At 67.7% G+C, this 17,565-nt stretch carries 19 protein-coding genes; 18 read left to right on the top strand and 1 reads right to left on the bottom strand.

What is annotated here, in order from left to right:
• Nucleotides 1-110: 110 nt before the first annotated feature.
• The 18 genes from nicT (at nt 111) to GLP40_RS28530 (ending at nt 16,947) form a co-directional block, all read left to right on the top strand.
• Complete coding sequence (gene nicT, locus GLP40_RS28610) at nt 111-1,229, top strand: Nickel transporter NicT (RefSeq protein ID WP_328290783.1); 1,119 nt, start codon at nt 111-113, stop codon at nt 1,227-1,229.
• Between the two features lie 35 nt (nt 1,230-1,264).
• A complete protein-coding gene (locus tag GLP40_RS28605) occupies nt 1,265-1,639 on the top strand; it encodes a hydrogenase maturation nickel metallochaperone HypA/HybF (protein ID WP_328290782.1) in 375 nt (124 codons plus the stop codon).
• The gene (hypB, locus tag GLP40_RS28600) at nt 1,597-2,439 is read left to right on the top strand and encodes a hydrogenase nickel incorporation protein HypB (protein ID WP_154791130.1); all 843 of its coding nucleotides are present in this window, start codon (nt 1,597-1,599) and stop codon (nt 2,437-2,439) included. The genes GLP40_RS28605 and hypB overlap by 43 nt, the downstream gene beginning before the upstream one ends.
• A 95-nt stretch (nt 2,440-2,534) precedes the next feature.
• Nucleotides 2,535-3,590 (top strand): NADH-quinone oxidoreductase subunit B family protein, encoded by a 1,056-nt coding sequence (locus tag GLP40_RS28595; protein WP_154791129.1) that lies wholly within the window; start codon nt 2,535-2,537, stop codon nt 3,588-3,590.
• Between the two features lie 10 nt (nt 3,591-3,600).
• A complete protein-coding gene (locus GLP40_RS28590; RefSeq protein WP_154791128.1) occupies nt 3,601-5,397 on the top strand; it encodes a nickel-dependent hydrogenase large subunit in 1,797 nt (598 codons plus the stop codon).
• Between the two features lie 30 nt (nt 5,398-5,427).
• Nucleotides 5,428-6,327 carry a NifU family protein gene (locus GLP40_RS28585; protein WP_154791127.1) on the top strand — a complete coding sequence of 300 codons (900 nt, stop codon included), beginning with the start codon at nt 5,428-5,430 and terminating at the stop codon, nt 6,325-6,327.
• Nucleotides 6,324-6,962: a DUF5947 family protein gene (locus GLP40_RS28580; RefSeq protein WP_154791126.1), complete on the top strand. Its 639-nt coding sequence runs from the start codon at nt 6,324-6,326 to the stop codon at nt 6,960-6,962. The genes GLP40_RS28585 and GLP40_RS28580 overlap by 4 nt, the downstream gene beginning before the upstream one ends.
• Nucleotides 6,959-7,609 (top strand): DUF6084 family protein, encoded by a 651-nt coding sequence (locus tag GLP40_RS28575; RefSeq protein WP_154791125.1) that lies wholly within the window; start codon nt 6,959-6,961, stop codon nt 7,607-7,609. Before GLP40_RS28580 ends, GLP40_RS28575 begins: the two co-directional genes overlap by 4 nt.
• The gene (locus tag GLP40_RS28570) at nt 7,606-8,946 is read left to right on the top strand and encodes a hypothetical protein (protein ID WP_154791124.1); all 1,341 of its coding nucleotides are present in this window, start codon (nt 7,606-7,608) and stop codon (nt 8,944-8,946) included. The genes GLP40_RS28575 and GLP40_RS28570 overlap by 4 nt, the downstream gene beginning before the upstream one ends.
• Before the next feature lie 39 nt (nt 8,947-8,985).
• On the top strand, nt 8,986-9,105 hold the full coding sequence (locus GLP40_RS35150; protein ID WP_407671692.1) for a DUF6893 family small protein: 120 nt from the start codon (nt 8,986-8,988) through the stop codon (nt 9,103-9,105).
• 3 nt (nt 9,106-9,108) lie between these two features.
• Complete coding sequence (locus GLP40_RS28565) at nt 9,109-9,585, top strand: hydrogenase maturation protease (RefSeq protein ID WP_328290781.1); 477 nt, start codon at nt 9,109-9,111, stop codon at nt 9,583-9,585.
• A gap of 3 nt (nt 9,586-9,588) precedes the next feature.
• Entirely contained in the window at nt 9,589-9,831 is a 243-nt protein-coding gene (locus GLP40_RS28560) for a HypC/HybG/HupF family hydrogenase formation chaperone (RefSeq protein ID WP_154791123.1), read from the top strand.
• Nucleotides 9,828-12,131, top strand: a complete 2,304-nt coding sequence (hypF, locus tag GLP40_RS28555; protein WP_328290780.1) for a carbamoyltransferase HypF — start codon at nt 9,828-9,830, stop codon at nt 12,129-12,131. The genes GLP40_RS28560 and hypF overlap by 4 nt, the downstream gene beginning before the upstream one ends.
• Nucleotides 12,132-12,149: 18 nt before the next feature.
• The gene (locus GLP40_RS28550; protein WP_154791122.1) at nt 12,150-12,473 is read left to right on the top strand and encodes a HypC/HybG/HupF family hydrogenase formation chaperone; all 324 of its coding nucleotides are present in this window, start codon (nt 12,150-12,152) and stop codon (nt 12,471-12,473) included.
• On the top strand, nt 12,470-13,582 hold the full coding sequence (gene hypD, locus GLP40_RS28545; RefSeq protein ID WP_154791121.1) for a hydrogenase formation protein HypD: 1,113 nt from the start codon (nt 12,470-12,472) through the stop codon (nt 13,580-13,582). The genes GLP40_RS28550 and hypD overlap by 4 nt, the downstream gene beginning before the upstream one ends.
• On the top strand, nt 13,575-14,654 hold the full coding sequence (gene hypE / locus GLP40_RS28540) for a hydrogenase expression/formation protein HypE (RefSeq protein WP_154791120.1): 1,080 nt from the start codon (nt 13,575-13,577) through the stop codon (nt 14,652-14,654). The genes hypD and hypE overlap by 8 nt, the downstream gene beginning before the upstream one ends.
• Nucleotides 14,552-15,460, top strand: a complete 909-nt coding sequence (locus GLP40_RS28535) for a DUF6390 family protein (RefSeq protein WP_328290779.1) — start codon at nt 14,552-14,554, stop codon at nt 15,458-15,460. The genes hypE and GLP40_RS28535 overlap by 103 nt, the downstream gene beginning before the upstream one ends.
• A gap of 452 nt (nt 15,461-15,912) precedes the next feature.
• Nucleotides 15,913-16,947: a fused (3R)-hydroxyacyl-ACP dehydratase subunits HadA/HadB gene (locus tag GLP40_RS28530; protein ID WP_154791118.1), complete on the top strand. Its 1,035-nt coding sequence runs from the start codon at nt 15,913-15,915 to the stop codon at nt 16,945-16,947.
• Nucleotides 16,948-17,144: 197 nt separating this feature from the next.
• On the opposite strand, the gene GLP40_RS28525 is transcribed toward GLP40_RS28530, so the two are convergent.
• Nucleotides 17,145-17,519 (bottom strand): PLD nuclease N-terminal domain-containing protein, encoded by a 375-nt coding sequence (locus GLP40_RS28525; RefSeq protein ID WP_154791117.1) that lies wholly within the window; start codon nt 17,517-17,519, stop codon nt 17,145-17,147.
• Between the last annotated feature and the right edge of the window lie 46 nt (nt 17,520-17,565).

The following is a 17,565-nucleotide window of genomic DNA, read 5'->3' as shown; positions in this document are numbered from 1 at the left end:
AAAGGCCCGGTTATCACCGGGCCTTTCTGCTGTCGTGGATCGGGCGCTTGCCGCGTTGGTCGGCGGGGGCCTACGGTCGAGGAACCCGGGTCACAGAGAGTGTGCCAACCGTGGCGTCGATAGTTCAGCGACGTGGGCCGATTCGATTCCTGACCGATCGGTTCGCGATCACCAGGAAGGAATGGCTGCGACTGGGCGGCATCGTCGCGGTGGTTGTCGCCTTGCATGTACTCGGCTGGGGCGCGCTGGTGGGATTCGTTGCCCCGCAGCATTTCAGCCTCGGCGATCGGACGCTCGGCATCGGCGTCGGCTTCACCGCCTATGTCCTGGGTTTGCGGCATGCTTTCGATGCCGACCATATCGCCGCCATCGACAACACCACCCGCAAGCTCATGCACGACGGGCAGCGGCCGCTATCGGCCGGGTTGTTCTTCTCGCTCGGGCATTCCACGGTGGTGTTCGGGCTGGCGCTGTTGCTGTCCGCCGGGGTGAAAGCGGTTGCCGGGCCTGTCGCGGATGATTCCTCCGCGCTGCACCACTACTCCGGTCTCATCGGCGCCGCCGTGTCGGGAGCCTTCCTCTATCTCATCGCGATCATCAATCTGGTTGTGCTGGTGGGGATTCTGCGTGCGGTGCGCGGACTGCGCTCCGGCCGGTTGGACGAGGCCGAGGTGGAGCACCGGCTCGCCGGGCGCGGGCTCGTCAATCGCCTGCTGGGACCGGTGATGAAGGCGATCACCCGGTCATGGCAGATGTTCCCGATCGGCCTGCTGTTCGGCCTCGGATTCGACACCGCCACCGAGGTCGCGTTGCTGGTGCTGGCCGGCACCGGCGCGGCGGCGGGGCTGCCCTGGTACGCCATCCTGTGCTTGCCGATTCTGTTCGCGGCCGGCATGAGCCTGCTCGACACCATCGACGGCACGTTCATGAACCTCGCTTACGGCTGGGCATTCGCGCAACCGCTGCGCACGATCTACTACAACCTCACGGTGACGGCGTTGTCGGTGGCAGTCGCCCTGATCGTGGGCACATTCGAGCTCCTGGGCCTGATCGGCGCGCCCGCGAATCCGGGAGGAGTCGATTCGACACTGCTGGGATGCCTGGTCATCGGCGTTTTCGCCGGCACCTGGGTGGTCGCACTGGCCTGTTGGCGCTTCGGCCGGATCGAACAGCGGTGGACCAGCGGGCTACGAGAGGAAAGTGCCCACGCATCCGAGGGCAGGGAGTAGCGTGAGGATTCTCCGGTCATCGAATCGAGGCCACTGTGCACGAGATGGCGATAACCTGCAGCATTGTCGACGCGGTGTGTGAGCACGCGGCCGGTCGGCGGGTCTACGGCGTGACCGTCGAGGTCGGGGCTCTGTGCGCGGTGGTCCCCGAAGCGATGGAGTTCTGTTTCGAAATCGCCACGGAAGGAACCGTGGCGGCGGGCGCGCACCTCGACATCGAGGTGATTCGCGGTAGCGCGTCGTGTCGGTCCTGCGGCAACCGATTCGAGGTGGCCGTGCCGATTGTGTTGTGTCCCTGCGGCAGCGCCGATGTGGAGGTCACCGCTGGGCGCGAGCTGCGTATCCGGTCGATGGAGGTGAGCCGGGAATGTGTGCCACCTGCGGATGCGGCGACGCTGGAGCTGCCGTGATCACCGTTGTTCCACAACATCATTCACACGATCATGACCATCCACACCCGCATGAGGGCGAGTCGGGCGAGCACACGCACGGGCACGGCCCGGGCGAGCATGTTCACCTCGCGCCGACCGAGACGGTGACCCTCGAACAGAAGGTGCTGGCCAAGAACGACGCACTGGCCCAGTCGGTCAGACGCACACTGGCCGAACGCAGTATCCTCGCGATCAATCTGACCAGCTCCCCCGGTTCGGGGAAGACGACATTGCTCGAACGCACGCTTCGGGAGCTCGCCGATACTCCGATCGCGGTGATCGAGGGCGATCAGGAGACGATGCTCGACGGCGAGCGCATCCGCGCGACCGGTCGGCCGGTGGTCCAGGTCAATACCGGCGCCGGGTGCCATTTGGACGCGACGATGATGGACCGCGCGCTCACGGCGCTCTCTCCCGCCCCCGGCACGCTGCTGTTCATCGAGAATGTCGGGAATCTGGTCTGCCCGGCGCTGTTCGACCTGGGCGAGCACGCCAAGGTCGTGGTGATCTCGGTGACCGAGGGCACCGACAAACCGTTGAAGTATCCGCATATGTTCGCGGCCGCGTCGCTGGTGCTCATCAACAAGATGGACCTGCTGCCCTACGTCGACTTCGACCTGGAGGCCTGCCGCGAATACGCGAATTCCGTCAACCCAGGTATCACGGTGCTGACGGTTTCGGCAAACACCGGAGCGGGCATGCCGCAATGGTACGAATGGCTGTCGAAACAGACATCAGCGCTGTTCAGCACCCTTGAGGAAGGTCAACGCCGAGCCTAGACTGACATGATCAGGGCCACAGTGCGATACGGTTCCGCTATCTGTCAGCAACAGGAACCACGCAGGTGGCCACCAGCTTCTGAAGGGCGGCATTCATGCCAACTGGCGAAGCAGTCAAAGCCGAAGAGACGCTGATCCACATACTCTGGATCAACGCAGGCCTCAGTTGTGACGGTGACTCGGTGGCGTTGACTGCCGCCACCCAACCCAGCGTCGAGGAGATCGCTCTCGGAGCCCTACCGGGGCTGCCCAAGGTCGCCGTCCACTGGCCATTGATCGATTTCGAATGTGGCCCCACCGGGGGCGCCGATGACTTCCTGGAATGGTTCTTCAAGGCCGACCGCGGTGAACTCGAGCCGTTCGTGCTGGTCGTGGAGGGCTCGATACCCAACGAACAGCTGCATGCCGAAGGGTATTGGTGCGGGTTCGGCAACAACCCCGACACCGGTCAGCCGATGACCACCAGCGAATGGCTGGATCGACTGGCGCCCAAGGCCACCGCGGTGGTGGCGGTGGGCACGTGCGCCACCTACGGTGGCATTCACGCCATGGCGGGCAACCCGACGGGGGCGATGGGTGTCCCGGACTATCTCGGCTGGCAGTGGCGCAGCAAGGCCGACATCCCGATCGTGTGTGTGCCGGGCTGCCCGATCCAGCCCGACAATCTCTCCGAGACCCTGACCTATCTGCTGTACATGGCCACCGGCCAGGCGCCGATGATTCCGCTGGACGAATCCCTGCGCCCGAAATGGCTTTTCGGCGCTACCGTGCACGAGGGCTGTGACCGCGCGGGCTATTACGAGCAGGGCGATTTCGCCGACGAATACGGTTCGCCCAAGTGCATCGTGAAGCTCGGCTGCTGGGGTCCGGTCGTGAAATGCAATGTGCCCAAACGCGGATGGATCAATGGTGTGGGCGGATGCCCGAACGTCGGCGGCATCTGCATCGGCTGCACCATGCCCGGTTTCCCGGACAAGTTCATGCCGTTCATGGACGAACCGCCGGGCGGGAAGCTGTCCTCGACCGCGTCCGAATTGTACGGATCGGTGATCCGCAGTCTGCGCCACATCACGGCGCGCACCGTCGACAAGGAGCCGCACTGGCGGCATCGGGGCACCGAGCTCGAGACCGGTGCGAGACGCACCTGGTAGGAGAATTCCGATGACTCAGATCATTCCGGAACCCTCGCATCGCCGCATCGAGCCCGGCTCGCTGGTGGAGATGGCGTGGGACCCGATCACCCGCATTGTCGGCAGTCTGGGTATTTACACCAAAATCGATTTCGCCAATCGCGAAGTGGTCGAATGCCACAGCACCTCGTCGATCTTCCGCGGCTACTCGATCTTCATGCGCGGCAAGGATCCTCGCGACGCGCACTTCATCACCAGCCGAATCTGCGGCATCTGCGGAGACAATCACGCCACCTGCTCGTGCTACTGCCAGAACATGGCCTATGGCGTGAAACCACCGCACCTCGGCGAATGGATCGTCAATCTCGGCGAGGCCGCCGAATACATGTTCGACCACAACATCTTCCAGGAGAACCTGGTCGGCGTGGACTTCTGCGAGAAGATGGTCTCCGAGACCAATCCGAGCGCGCTCGCGCTGGCGGAGAAGACCGACGCCCCGCACGCGGACGCGCACGGCTATCGCAAGATCGCCGACATCATGCGTGCGCTCAATCCCTTCACCGGTGAGTTCTACCGGGAGGCGCTGCAGGTCAGCCGCTACACGCGAGAGATGTTCTGCCTCATGGAGGGACGGCACGTGCATCCCTCGACGCTGTATCCCGGTGGCGTGGGAACCGTGGCGACCATCCAGTTGATGACCGACTACATGTCACGGCTGATGCGGTATGTGGAGTTCATGAAGAAGGTCGTGCCCATGCACGACGACCTGTTCGACTTCTTCTACCAGGCCCTGCCCGGGTACGACAAGGTGGGCCTGCGGCGCACCCTGCTCGGCTGCTGGGGTTCCTTCCAGGACCCGGAGGCCTGCAACTTCTCCTACCGTGACATGGAGGAGTGGGGCCGGCGCATGTTCGTCACGCCGGGCGTGGTGGTCGACGGCAAGCTGGTCACCACCTCCCTCGTCGATATCAATCTCGGGATCCGAATCCTGCTGGGCAGTTCCTATTACGAGGATTGGACCGATCAGGAGATGTTCGTCACGACCGATCCGCTGGGGAATCCGGTGGATCGGCGCCACCCATGGAACCAGCACACCAATCCCAAACCGCAGAAACGCGATCTCGACGACAAGTACAGCTGGGTGATGTCGCCGCGCTGGTTCGACGGCACCGATCATCTGGCCCTCGACACCGGCGGCGGACCGCTGGCCCGGCTGTGGGCCACCGCGCTGGCCGGGCTGGTCGACACCGGATACGTGAAATCCACCGGACACAGCGTGCAGATCAACCTGCCGCGGACCGCGTTGCGGGGTCCGGTCGAATTGGAATGGAAGATACCGGCTTTCGGCTCTAACACCATCGAACGCAACCGGGCTCGCACCTACTTCCAGGCCTACGCGGCGGCGTCTGCCCTGCACTTCGCGGAACAGGCGCTCGCAGAGATCCGGGCCGGGCGCACCAAAACCTGGGAGACGTTCGAGGTACCCGACGAGGGCATCGGATGTGGTTTCACCGAGGCGGTACGCGGGGTGCTGTCGCACCACATGGTGATCCGCGACGGCAAGATCGCGAACTATCACCCCTACCCGCCGACACCGTGGAATGCGAACCCGCGCGACAGCTTCGGCACCCCGGGTCCGTACGAGGACGCGGTGCAGGGCACGCCCATCTTCGAGGAGAACGACCGGGAGCATTTCAAGGGCATCGACATCATGCGTACCGTGCGCAGTTTCGACCCGTGCCTGCCGTGCGGTGTGCACATGTATCTCGGCGGGGGAAAGACGCTGGAGTTGCTGCACTCGCCCACCCAGACCCCCGTCGCCCAGTGATAACGGCCCGATCCGTGAGGGGAGAAACCCATGGTCGACGATCGCCCGGCGGCACGCGACGACCACTGGCGGCACGCCGGCGATCGGATCGAGGATCTCCTCGACGCCAGCTCCGCGGGCGGACCAGTCGCCCGCGAGCGCGCCGAGCAACTCGTCGGTGAGCTCGTCGAGCTCTACGGCGCCGGACTGCGGCGGGTCGTCGAATTGCTCGATGATGCCGCAGTGGCCCGCCTGGCCGGTGATGAACTGGTGGCCAGCCTGCTGATCGTGCACGGACTGCACCCCGACGACCTTCCCACCCGGGTGCGGTCCGCGCTCGACAGCGTCCGCCCCTACTTGGGCTCGCACGGCGGCGATGTCCGCCTGGTCGGGGTCGAGGACGGTGTGGTGCGGCTGGAACTCTCGGGCAGTTGTCGCGGCTGCCCGTCCTCTTCGGTGACCCTGGAACTGGCCGTCGAGGAAGCCGTCCGCGCTTCGGCGCCGGAGATCGACCGGATCGAAGTCGTCGCCGCACAGGATGGTTCGACATCGCAGGTGATTCCCGCCGAGACCCTGTTCACCCGGGTGCACGCCGGGCCCGCGGCCAGCTGGGTCGAAGTGCCCGAACTGGCGGAGCTGAGGCCGGGGGAAGTCGCCGGATATGTGGTCGCGGGGCAGGCCCTGCTGGCCTGCCGGGTCGGTGAGAACCTGCTGGTGTACCGCGATAGCTGCCCGGCGTGCGGTCGCTCGCTCGCCGGCGCCCAGCTGCATCGGCGGCCCGGTCATCCGGTCGGCGATGCCGTGCTGCGCTGCCCGACCTGCCGCGCGCACTATGACGCCGTGCACGCCGGTGACCGTCTCGACGGCGACGGTCATTTGCTGCCGCTGCCGGTACTGGTACGCGACGGCCTGCCCACGGTGGCGGTTCCGGCTCTGGAGCCCACCGGATGAACGCCTCGTTCTCCGTGCTGCGCCGACTCGCGGCCCGGCCGGATCCCCGGCCTGCCGGGGAGCGCTGCGACATGTGCGCCGAACCCATCGGCGAACCGCATCGGCATGTCGTCGATGTCGGCAGCCGTCACCTGCACTGCGTCTGCGGCAGTTGCTATCTGCTGTTCACCGAACCGGCGGCGGGATTGCGCTACCGCGCGGTTCCCGACCGGTATGTGGCGTTCGGGCAGACCGCGATCACGACCGCGGAATGGGATGCACTCGAGATCCCGGTGGGGTTGGCCTTCCTCTTCGCCAATTCCGCGCAGGACCGGACTGTCGCGTTCTATCCCGGCCCGGCCGGGGCGACCGAGTCCGAGTTGCCGCCCGAGCGATGGCGGGAGCTGCTGCGCAGTCATCCCGAGCTCGACGTCCTCGCCGATGATGTCGAGGCCCTCTTGATCCGCATGCCCGGCAGCGCCGGACGGGACAGCCCCGGCGACTGCCTGCTGCTGCCCATCGACACCTGTTACGAGTTCGTGGGCCGGATGCGGTTGCTGTGGAAGGGATTCGACGGCGGCGCCGAGGCCCGTCGCTACATCGACGACTTCTTCGCCGCCATGAACGCCCGCGCCGGGGGCGGTGGGCGGCCATGAGCCCGGCCTACTCGATCACCTTCGCGGTGCTCGGCATCCGTCCCGAGCCCTACGCGATCGGCCCGGCGCTGTCGGCCCGCGTGGGCATCGCGGCGCTGGCCGAGGAACCGGTGCATGCCATCGCCCTGCGGGCGCAGGTCCGGTTCGAACCCAATCGCCGCCCCTACACCGATGCCGAGGGCAGCGGGCTGCTCGAGCTGTTCGGCACCCGCGAGCGCTGGCGCGACACTCAGCGTTCGTTTCTGTGGATGCACACGACGACGATGGTGCCCGGCTTCACCGGCGGCACCGAGGTGGACCTGCCGCTGCCGTGCACCTTCGACCTCGAGGTGACCGGGTCGAAGTACCTGCACGCGCTGCGGGACGGTACGGTGCCGCTGCTGTTCCTGTTCAGTGGGACCGTGTTCTTCAGGGGCGCTTCGGGTTTCGCCGTCCAGCAGATTCCGTGGGATCGGGACGACCGCTTCGATATGCCCGTCGCCGTGTGGCGGCAGCTGATGGACACCCATTACCCGCACACCGGCTGGGTGCGACTGCGCCGGGACACGGTCGACGACCTCACCGCATACAAGGCCGCCCACGGATTTCTCGACTACGACCAGGCGGTCACCGAGCTGCTGTCCACCCCGTCGCGGGAGCGGTCATGACCGGCGGACCCGTGCCCGGCAGCGTGCGCGACCAGGCCCGCGCGGTCGCCGACGCCGTGCTCTACGAGGGATACCTGTTGTATCCGTATCACGCGAACACGCGAAAGAATCAGTCGCGCTGGCAATTCGGCGTCCTGGGCCCCGAAGGCGCGGCCGCGGCGGGCGTCGGCGAGGATTCCGAGCTCGGCGCGCAATTCCTGGTCGAGGCGGCCCCCACCGCGACACTGCGGCTGACGGTCCGGTTTCTGCAACTGCAGCGGCGCGCGGTCGAGGACGCCGCCGGGCGGACGGTGCCCGAGCTGCGGGCCGGCGCGCGGGTCTGGACGGGGTGGGACGAGGCCGTCGAACAGGAAATCGACTCGGGTCCGATGCCGCTCTCGGACAACACTTTCCGCATCGACGTCGACGGCGGGGTGGAGACCGAGGACATCGCGGCCGACGACGGCGCGCCCCTCGGCCGCCTGGTGCGCACGCGCCGGCCTCAGACGGGCAGCGTCGTGACAGTCGTCGAGTCGGTCGGCCGCTATCAGCGGATCAGCGTCACCGTCCGCAATCTCGGGTTCCCGGCGGCCGACAAGGATGACGCCCTCACCCGCTCCTTCCTCGGCGCACACGTGCTCGCCGAACTGCGCGACGGCGTCTTCCTGTCGCTGCTCGACCCGCCCGCCGAAGCGGCCGCCGCGGCCGCGGCCTGCACCCGGCATCGCTGCTTTCCCGTGCTCGCCGGTCCCGCGGGAACCGATGACCTGCTGCTGATCTCACCGATCATCCTCTACGACCATCCGCGCATCGCCGAGCAGAGCGAGGGGCCGCTGTTCGATTCCACCGAGATCGACGAGATCCTGACCCTGCGCGTGCTCACCCTCACCGACGATGAGAAGGACCAGGCCCGCGCCACCGATCCCCGCGCCGCGGAGCTGATCGACCGCTGTGAGGCGATGACACCCGAGCAGATGCGGGGGCTGCACGGCCTGCTCCGGGACGCCGAGCCCGGCCCGGCCCGGGTAGTGCCGGCCCTCGATCCGGAAACCCCGTGGTGGGATCCGCTGGCCGACAATGCCGTGAATCCCGACTCCGATGCCGTCGTGATCTCCGGGACGCCGGTCGCCCGGGGCAGCAGGGTGCGGTTACGCCCGGCCCGCCGCGCCGACGCGCAGGACCTGTTCTACGCGGGCCGCACCGCACGCGTCGCCTCGGTCCACCAGGACGTCGACGGGCACCTGCATCTGGCGGTGGTCGTCGAGGATGATCCCGCCGCCGAACTGCACGAATGGTATGGCCGCTACCTGTATTTCGCGCCGGACGAGGTCGAGCCGCTCGGCGCCCCACCCGATTGAGCATCCCGGACCAGACATCTCGAGAAAGGAGTTCCGGCCATGCAAACCATAGGTGTGATCGCCGTCATCATCGTGGCGTTGATCGTGCTCGCGCTGGCAGCGGTCGGCATCCGTTCGATACCGGATGTGCGGCGGTACTTGAGAATGCGGCACATGTAGCAGGTGAATCCCACGACACGGGTGCTGGTCGCCGGCATCGGCAACATCTTCCTCGGAGACGACGGGTTCGGCTCCGAGGTGGTGCGGCGCATGTCCGCGAGCACCGAACCCGGTGTGCGCGTGACCGATTACGGTATCGGCGGCATGGACCTGGCCTACGACCTGCTCGACGGCTGGGACGCCCTGGTGCTCGTCGACGCGCTGCCCGATCGCGGCGCGCCGGGGCAGGTGGACATCTTCCACGCCGAGCCCGGTGACGGCGCCGGAGGGCTCGACGCGCACGCCATGCACCCGGAGGCGGTCTTCGCCGCGGTGCGGGCGCTGGGCGGAACGATTCCGCCCACGGTGATCGTGGGCTGCCAGATCGCCTCGGTCGCCGACGGTATCGGCCTGACCGCCCCCGTGGCCGCCGCGGTCGGCCCCGCGGTGGCGGCGGTCGAATCCGTGGTTGCCGCACTACGACACCGGCAGGAGGTGTGAGCGATGTGCCTGGGCATCCCCGGCCGTGTCGTCGGCCCGGTCGAGGGCTATCACGGTCAGATCGCGCTGGTCGAGGTCTCCGGTGAGCAGCGCACCGTGAATGTCGGCCTGCTGGAGGACGATCCGGCCGGACCCGGCGACTGGGTGATCATCCACATGGGCTTCGCGGTCGAGAAGACCGACGCGGCCGGGGCCGCGGCCGCATTGGCCGGTCTGCGCCTGCTCGGTTCGGGTGAGCAGCCGTGAACGCCTCCCGGGTCCGTCGGCGGATCCGCGTCCGTGGCGTGGTGCAGGGCGTCGGGTTCCGCCCCTTCGTGTACACCACCGCGGCCGAACTGGCGCTGACCGGGCTGGTGTGCAACGACAGTTCCGGCGTGATCATCGAGATCGAGGGGGCGCCGGCCGAGGTGGACGCCTTCGTCGCGCGGCTGCGGGACCGCCCGCCACCGCTGGCGGTCATCGAGGCGATCGAGCAGACCGAGATTCCGGTCCGCGGCGGGACGGGGTTCCACATCGCCGGCACCACCGTGGGGTCCGGACGCACCCTCGCCTCCCCCGATGTCGCGATATGCGCGGATTGTGCTGCCGAACTCCGTGACCCGGGCAACCGGCGCTATCGTCACCCGTTCATCACCTGCACCAACTGCGGGCCGCGGTTCACCATCATCGCCGCACTGCCCTACGATCGCCCGCAGACCTCGATGGCCGAGTTCACGATGTGCGAGGCCTGCGCCCGCGAGTACGCCGATCCGGGCGACCGCCGCTTCCACGCGCAGCCGATCGCCTGCCACGAGTGCGGGCCGACCTTGCACTTCGCAGGTCCCGAGACCGGAGCGCCGCTGGAGGCGGCGCGAAACGTGTTGCGCCACGGGGGAATTCTCGCTGTCAAGGGCATCGGCGGCTATCACCTGGCCTGCGATGCCGCCGACAGCCGCGCGGTGGCCGAACTGCGCCGCCGGAAACGCCGCGGCGACAAGCCCTTCGCGGTCATGGTGCCCGATCTGGCGACCGCCGCGGCCATCACCGAGGTGGATTCGACCGCGGCCGCTCTGCTCCTGGGCCCGGCCCGCCCGATCGTCCTGCTGCCCCGCCGCAGGTCCGCCCCCGATGAGCCCGGCTCGCCGACCCCTCCCGTGGAGGCGGTGGCGCCGCGTAACCGCGATCTCGGGGTGACGATCGCGTACACACCGCTGCATCTGCTCCTGTTCGGGCTGCCCGGCGACGCACCCGGTCCGCAGGTCCTGGTCATGACGTCGGGAAACCTTGGCGGAGAACCGATCTGCTATACCGACTCCGATGCTGGCCGGCGACTGTCCGAGCTCGCCGACGCCGTACTGTCACACGACCGGCGGATCCTGGTGCCGTGCGACGACTCGGTGGTCCGGCTGGTCGACGGTGTCGAGGTACCGTTGCGACGCTCCCGCGGGTACGCTCCGCTGCCACTGGCATTGCCGATGCCCGCGCCGCCGACCCTCGCCGTGGGCGCGGACCTGAAGAACACCTGCGCCGTCGCCGATGGCCGCTACGCCTGGTTGAGCCAGCACATCGGCGATATGGACGACGTCACCACCCTGCACGCGTTCACCGCCGCCGAACGGCATCTGGAGAAGCTCACCGGGGTCCGGCCGCAGCAGCTGGCCGCCGACGCCCACCCCCGCTACCGGTCCACGGCCTGGGCCGTGGAACACGCGGGGACCCGGCCGATACGCCTCGTGCAGCACCATCACGCGCACGTGGCGGCCGTCATGGGCGAGCACGGTCTGGACGCCGGCGCCACCGTGCTCGGATTCGCCTTCGACGGCACCGGTTACGGGCCCGACCGCGCCATCTGGGGCGGTGAAGTGCTCGCCGCCGGGTACAAAGGCTTCCGCCGACTGGCGCACCTGCGCTACGTGCCGCTGGCCGGGGGCGACCTCAGCGTCCGACGTCCGTATCGAATGGCCCTGGCGCACTTGCGTTCCGCGGGCATCACCTGGTCACCGGATCTCCCGTCCGTCCGTGCGTGCCCGCCGCGCGAGCAGCAGGTGCTGGCGCACCAGCTCGACACCGGACTCGGCTGCGTTCCCACCTCCAGCATGGGCCGATTGTTCGATGCCGTCGCCTCGCTGTGCGGGGTCCGCCATGAGGTCGACTACGAGGCTCAGGCCGCCATCGAATGGGAGGGACTGGCCCGCGACGCCGCACCCGGCGAGGTCCGATACCGGTTCGTCCTGCCCGAGAACCACATCGGCGAGACCGCGTCCATCGATCCCGCGCCCGTGCTCGCCGCGGTGATCGCCGACGTGCGCACCGGGGTGCCCGCAGGCGTCATCGGCGCGCGGTTTCACGCGAGCGTGGCCCGGCTGGTCCTGGATCTGGCCTTGCGCTACGGCGATCCGGCGCAGCCGGTGGCCTTGTCCGGAGGCGTGTTCCAGAACGCGCTGCTGCTCACGACCGCGCTGCACCTGCTGCGCGAGCATGGTTTTCACGTCCTCACCCACCATCGCGTGCCACCCAACGACGGTGGGATCGCGTTCGGCCAGTTACTCGCGATCGCGGCGAGCTGAAACAGAAGGAGAACAGCGATGTGCCTGGCAGTCCCCGGCAAAGTGCTCAGCGTCCACGAGCGGGACGGCACGCGCATGTCCGTGGTCGATTTCGGTGGCGTCCAGAAAGATGTGTGTCTGCAATACATTCCGGACATCACCGTCGGCGACTACGTGATCGTGCACGTCGGATTCGCCATCCAGCGGCTCGACGAACAGTCGGCGATGCAGACGCTCGCCGAGTTCGAACACCTCGGAGTGCTCAAAGAGGAATTCGGCGACGGTTTCGCGATCGCCGCGGCCCAGGCCGGGGTGGACAATCCGGAGACAACGCCGACCGACGATCCGGAGGTGACGCCATGAAATATCTCGATGAATTCAGTAATCCGGAGCTGGCGAAGCTGCTGCTCGAGCGGATTCGCGCCACCACCACCCGGCGCTGGGCGATCATGGAAGTCTGTGGCGGGCAAACGCATTCGATTATCCGGCACGGCATCGACCAGCTGCTGCCCGACCAGATCGAGATGATCCACGGCCCCGGCTGTCCGGTCTGCGTGACTCCGCTCGAGGTGATCGACAAGGCGCTGGCCATCGCTGCCCAGCCCAACGTCATCTTCTGCTCGTTCGGCGACATGCTGCGGGTGCCGGGCAGTTCGAAGGATCTGTTCCGGGTCAAGAGTGAGGGTGGTGACGTCCGCGTGGTGTACTCGCCGCTGGACGCGCTCGAGCTCGCCCGCGCCAACCCAGACCGTCAGGTCGTCTTCTTCGGCATCGGCTTCGAGACCACCGCACCTGCCAACGCCATGACCGTCTACCAGGCGAAGCGCCTTGGCGTGCGGAACTTCTCGCTGCTCGTCTCGCATGTCCTGGTGCCCCCGGCGATCGCCGCCATCATGGAATCGCCGAGCTGCCGGGTACAGGCGTTCCTGGCCGCCGGTCATGTGTGCACCGTCATGGGCACCGCCGAGTACCCACCGCTGGCGGAGACGTACCGGGTGCCGGTGGTGGTCACCGGGTTCGAGCCGCTCGACATTCTCGAGGGCATCCGGCGCACCGTGACCCAGCTGGAACAGGGCCGCCATGAGGTGGACAACGCCTACCGGCGCGCGGTCACCGCCGAGGGCAACCCCGCCGCCAAGGCGATGCTCGCCGACGTCTTCGAGGTCACCGACCGGGGCTGGCGAGGTATCGGGGTGATCCCCGACAGCGGCTGGCGGCTGTCACCGCGCTACCGCGACTACGACGCCGAGTACCGGTTCGCCGTCACCGACCTGCACACCGAGGAATCGCCGATCTGCCGCTCGGGCGAGGTGCTGCAGGGGCTGATCAAACCGCACGAGTGCGCCGCCTTCGGCAAGCAGTGCACGCCGCGCAATCCGCTCGGTGCGACGATGGTGTCCTCCGAAGGGGCCTGCGCGGCCTATTACCTGTATCGGCGGCTGGATCTTCCCGCGGAGGTGGCTCATGCCTGACATCGTCGAGACCGGTTCCGGCGGCATCGATTTCGAGAACTGGATCTGTCCGATGCCGTTGCGGGACTCGCCCACCATCGTGATGGGGCACGGCGGGGGCGGCGCGATGTCCGGCGAACTGATCGAGCATCTGTTCCTGCCGGCGTTCGGCGCGGCGGCGCAGGCGGAGCTCGGCGACTCCGCAATCGTCACGGTGGGCGGGGTCCGGCTGGCGTTCAGCACCGACTCGTTCGTGGTGAAGCCGTTGACATTTCCCGGCGGCTCCATCGGTGACCTCGCGGTCAACGGCACGGTCAACGATCTGGCCATGGCCGGGGCCCGGCCGCTGGTCTTGTCGACGGCCTTCATCCTCGAGGAGGGCACGGCGCTGGTGCGGATCGCGGAGGTCGCCGCCGCCATGGGCACCGCCGCGCTGAGCGCCGGAGTCGCGCTCGTCACCGGCGACACCAAGGTCGTCGACGCCGGGCACGGCGACGGAGTGTTCATCAACACCGCGGGCATCGGTGTGCTCGATCCCGGGGTGGACATCCGCCCCGAACTCGCTCGGCCCGGTGATGTGGTCCTGGTCAGCGGGGAGATCGGACTGCACGGGGTCGCCGTGCTGTCCTGCCGTGAGGGACTGGAATTCGGGACCACCGTGTGCAGCGACACCGCTCCCCTGCACGGCCTGGTCGCGGCGATGCTGGCGACGGGCGCGACCGTCCACACCATGCGCGACCCGACCCGCGGCGGACTGGCCGCCAGTCTGAACGAGATCGCGCGGGCCGCGGGCGTGGGAATCGCCTTGGACGAGAGCACTATTCCTATCCCCGCGGGGGTCCGCGACGCTTGCGGTCTGCTCGGGCTGGACCCGCTGTATGTGGCGAACGAGGGCAAACTGGTGGCTTTCGTACCCGCCGAGGACGCCGACCGGGTGCTGGCCGCGATGCGCGCCCATCCACTCGGCGTGCGCGCCGAGATCATCGGACGGTGCGTCGCCGAACACCCCGGCATGGTGACCGCCCACACCGCGCTCGGCGGCACCCGGGTCGTCGATCTGCCGGCCGGAGAACAACTTCCACGCATCTGCTGACCTCCTCCCCGACGACACGGAGGCACGCCATCACCGGCTCCCACACGTATTCCGCGCAGGACACGCTCTCACCCGACCCCGAGGCCGGGACGCTGATGTTCGCGCGGTATGCCTATGCGCCGAATGCGCTCGGGTATTGCGGGCCGGCGGACGCGACGGCGCTGCGGAACGGATCAGCCCGGCAGATCCGGGCCGCCGCGCAACACTTCACCGGCGCTTGGCCATACCTGCGGGTCATGTCCGCGATGACCGGGATCGCCGACCCTCTGGATGAACGTCTCGTCGAATCGTATTGGCACGGAGGGGGCATCGGCGCGGAAATCGAGCCGAGCGCCTTCCTGGATCGGCTGCTGACGATCCTGGGTCCGGCGGCAGGACACTACTGGACCCACCTCACCCCACAGCTCGCCGACGAGGCCGCACCCAACCATGCCTTCCATGTCTTCGGGGTCTACCCCTGGAGTCGGCTGCTCGACTCGCCTGCGGCGTCCACGGCCTCGAGCATTCTCGACAACTGCCGCATCACACCCGCCCGCGTGATGTCGCGCGACGGCGCACGGGTGCGGCTGCGTAGCCGTCGGCTCGTGTGGAACGGCCGGTATCTGAGTCTGGGCCCGCCGAGCATTCGGACAGTGACGATCGCCCTCGACGGCCGGTCCCCGATAGATCCCCGATGCGGCGATCAGGTTGCGCTGCACTGGGGTCAACCGGCCGGACCGTTGACCCCGGCCCAGGTAGCCGAGATCACCATCAGCACGCTTCGCCAGCTCGCCGTCACCAACCACCGCCTGCACCCCGACCCGTGACCGCCGCGGCGATCGGGATGACGCGGGCCGCGCTGCCCGACAGCCCCACGTCGCGGGTCGCCGCCGGGTGGCCGTATGGTGCGCAGCCAGGTCGGTGGGATGACGGTGGCCCAGCGGCCGGTCGCGGCATGGGCAAGAAGTGTCGCCACCGCGATATCCGCGGCCGAGGCGGGAATCACCCCCGGCCGCAACTCACCGGACAAATCGGTCCGCAATGCGGCGCTCGATCTCAGTATCGCGCACCGAGATTCAGGCCGGTCAGGCCTGGATCGGGATCGGGGCTCCGGTATTTCGGGGTGTCCTGCGCGAGGACGACGGCATGGGTGGTTACTCTGCGTGTGCCGCAACGCGTATCACTCGACCTCTTCTTGCCGGGTCATGCGGCAGTCGCTCGACATCGATGGTTCGGGAATTGTTCGGTTCGAATCGGTGGAGAAGGTGGGTACGCGGTCATGAACGGAGCTGTGGCAGTGGGGCTCGACGCGATCGAGCACGCGCAGTCGATGTTGGGGCGGCGGTTCCAGCTCGAGGGGTATTACGAGGTGGGCCGGGAGAAGGTCCGGGAGTACGCGGCCGCTGTGCAGGACGACCATATGGCGCATTGGGATGAGGGCGCGGCTGCCGAGCTAGGGTATTCGGCGCTGCCTGCGTCGCCGACGTTCGTGTCCCTGCTGGCCGGACCGGTGCTGCATGCGATGAGCGAGATTTTGGCGGGGTATGACCTGCGGGTGTCGGTGCATACGGACCAGGTGCTGGATATTCATCGGCCGGTGCTGGTCGGGGATCGGTTGACGAGCAATGTGGCGCTGCGGTCGTTTCGGCAGGCGTTCGGTGGGGACATGTTCGTCTTCGACAACGTCGTGACCGTTCAGTGGGGCGAGGTCGTGGCCGTCGGGACAACCAGTGTGATCGCGCGGTCGGAGTCGTCGGACGACAGCGCGCACATCGCGCAACGGATGGGGGACCTCGTGCACCGCGGAATGGAGACGTTCGTGCAGCGGGCGCCGGAGCGGATCGAGGTCGCCGACTGGAACCCCCCGGTGGCCCGGTACCGGAGCACCAAGTCGCGATCATTCGGTGCGGTGGCCGAGGGCGACGAATTACCCGGGCGCACGGTCTTTCTCACGATCGGCGATCTGGTCCGCTACGCGGGCGTGGCGGGTGACGCGAATCCGATCCACTGGCACGCCGACGCCGCCCGCATGGTCGGGCTGAAGCACGGCGTGGTCGCGCACGGCATGCTCACCATGGCCTATGCCGGATCCTTCGTCACGTCCTGGCTGCGTGATCCGGGTGCGCTGAAGCAGCTGAGTGTGCGCATGAGCAATCCGGTCTACGTCGGCAGCGAGGGGCCCACGGCCATCGAATTCACGGGGAAGGTCAAGTCGGTCGACCCGGTGGACGGCACGGCCAGGATCGCGATCACCGCAATGCACGAGGGCCGCAAGGTGTTCGGCCGTGCCACCGCGGTGGTTCAACTGAGCTGACTCTCTCACCGCGCGGCGTCTCCACGTGCGCCCCGCGATCGCCGCGCCGCGCATCGTGATCCACGGCAGCGCGCCGGATTCAGCGGGCTCCATGGGAGTCTCGACCTCGGTCCTACGAGAGTCGGGCGGCAGCGCGGCCCGACTGGACATCCCGGGGCCGCCCCCGAATGACGGTGGCGGCCCCGGGAATCGGGTTGTCAGGCCAGAGCTTTGGCCTTCAGATGTTCGAATTCCTGCTGGTTGATCGTGCCCTCACCCAGCAGCCGCTTGGCGTCGGCGATCTGCGCGGCGGGATTGGTCCCCGCGGTCTTGCGGATGTACTCCGTTTCCGCGGCCTGCCATTCCTCCGCCCGCGCGGTCGCGCGCTCCTGCATGCCGGCTCCACGGGCGATCAGATAGACCAGGGACGTGAGTATGGGCAGGAAGATCAGGAAAATGACCCAGATCGCCTTGATCCATCCGGAGGTGTCTCGATCACGGAACAGGTCGCCGACGATGTAGAACAGCATCAGCAGATAGGCGATGAACGCGAAGCTCACCACAATGAGCCAGAGCACTTCCCAGAATGACATAGCGCACCTCGGTTGCCTCGATCGAATTGCCGCCTCGAATGGCGAC

This window comes from Nocardia aurantiaca, assembly GCF_009708175.1.
Taxonomy (GTDB): Bacteria; Actinomycetota; Actinomycetes; order Mycobacteriales; family Mycobacteriaceae; genus Nocardia; species Nocardia aurantiaca.
Note: the sequence above shows the minus strand (reverse complement) of the source record. Positions and strands in the feature narration are given on the sequence as shown.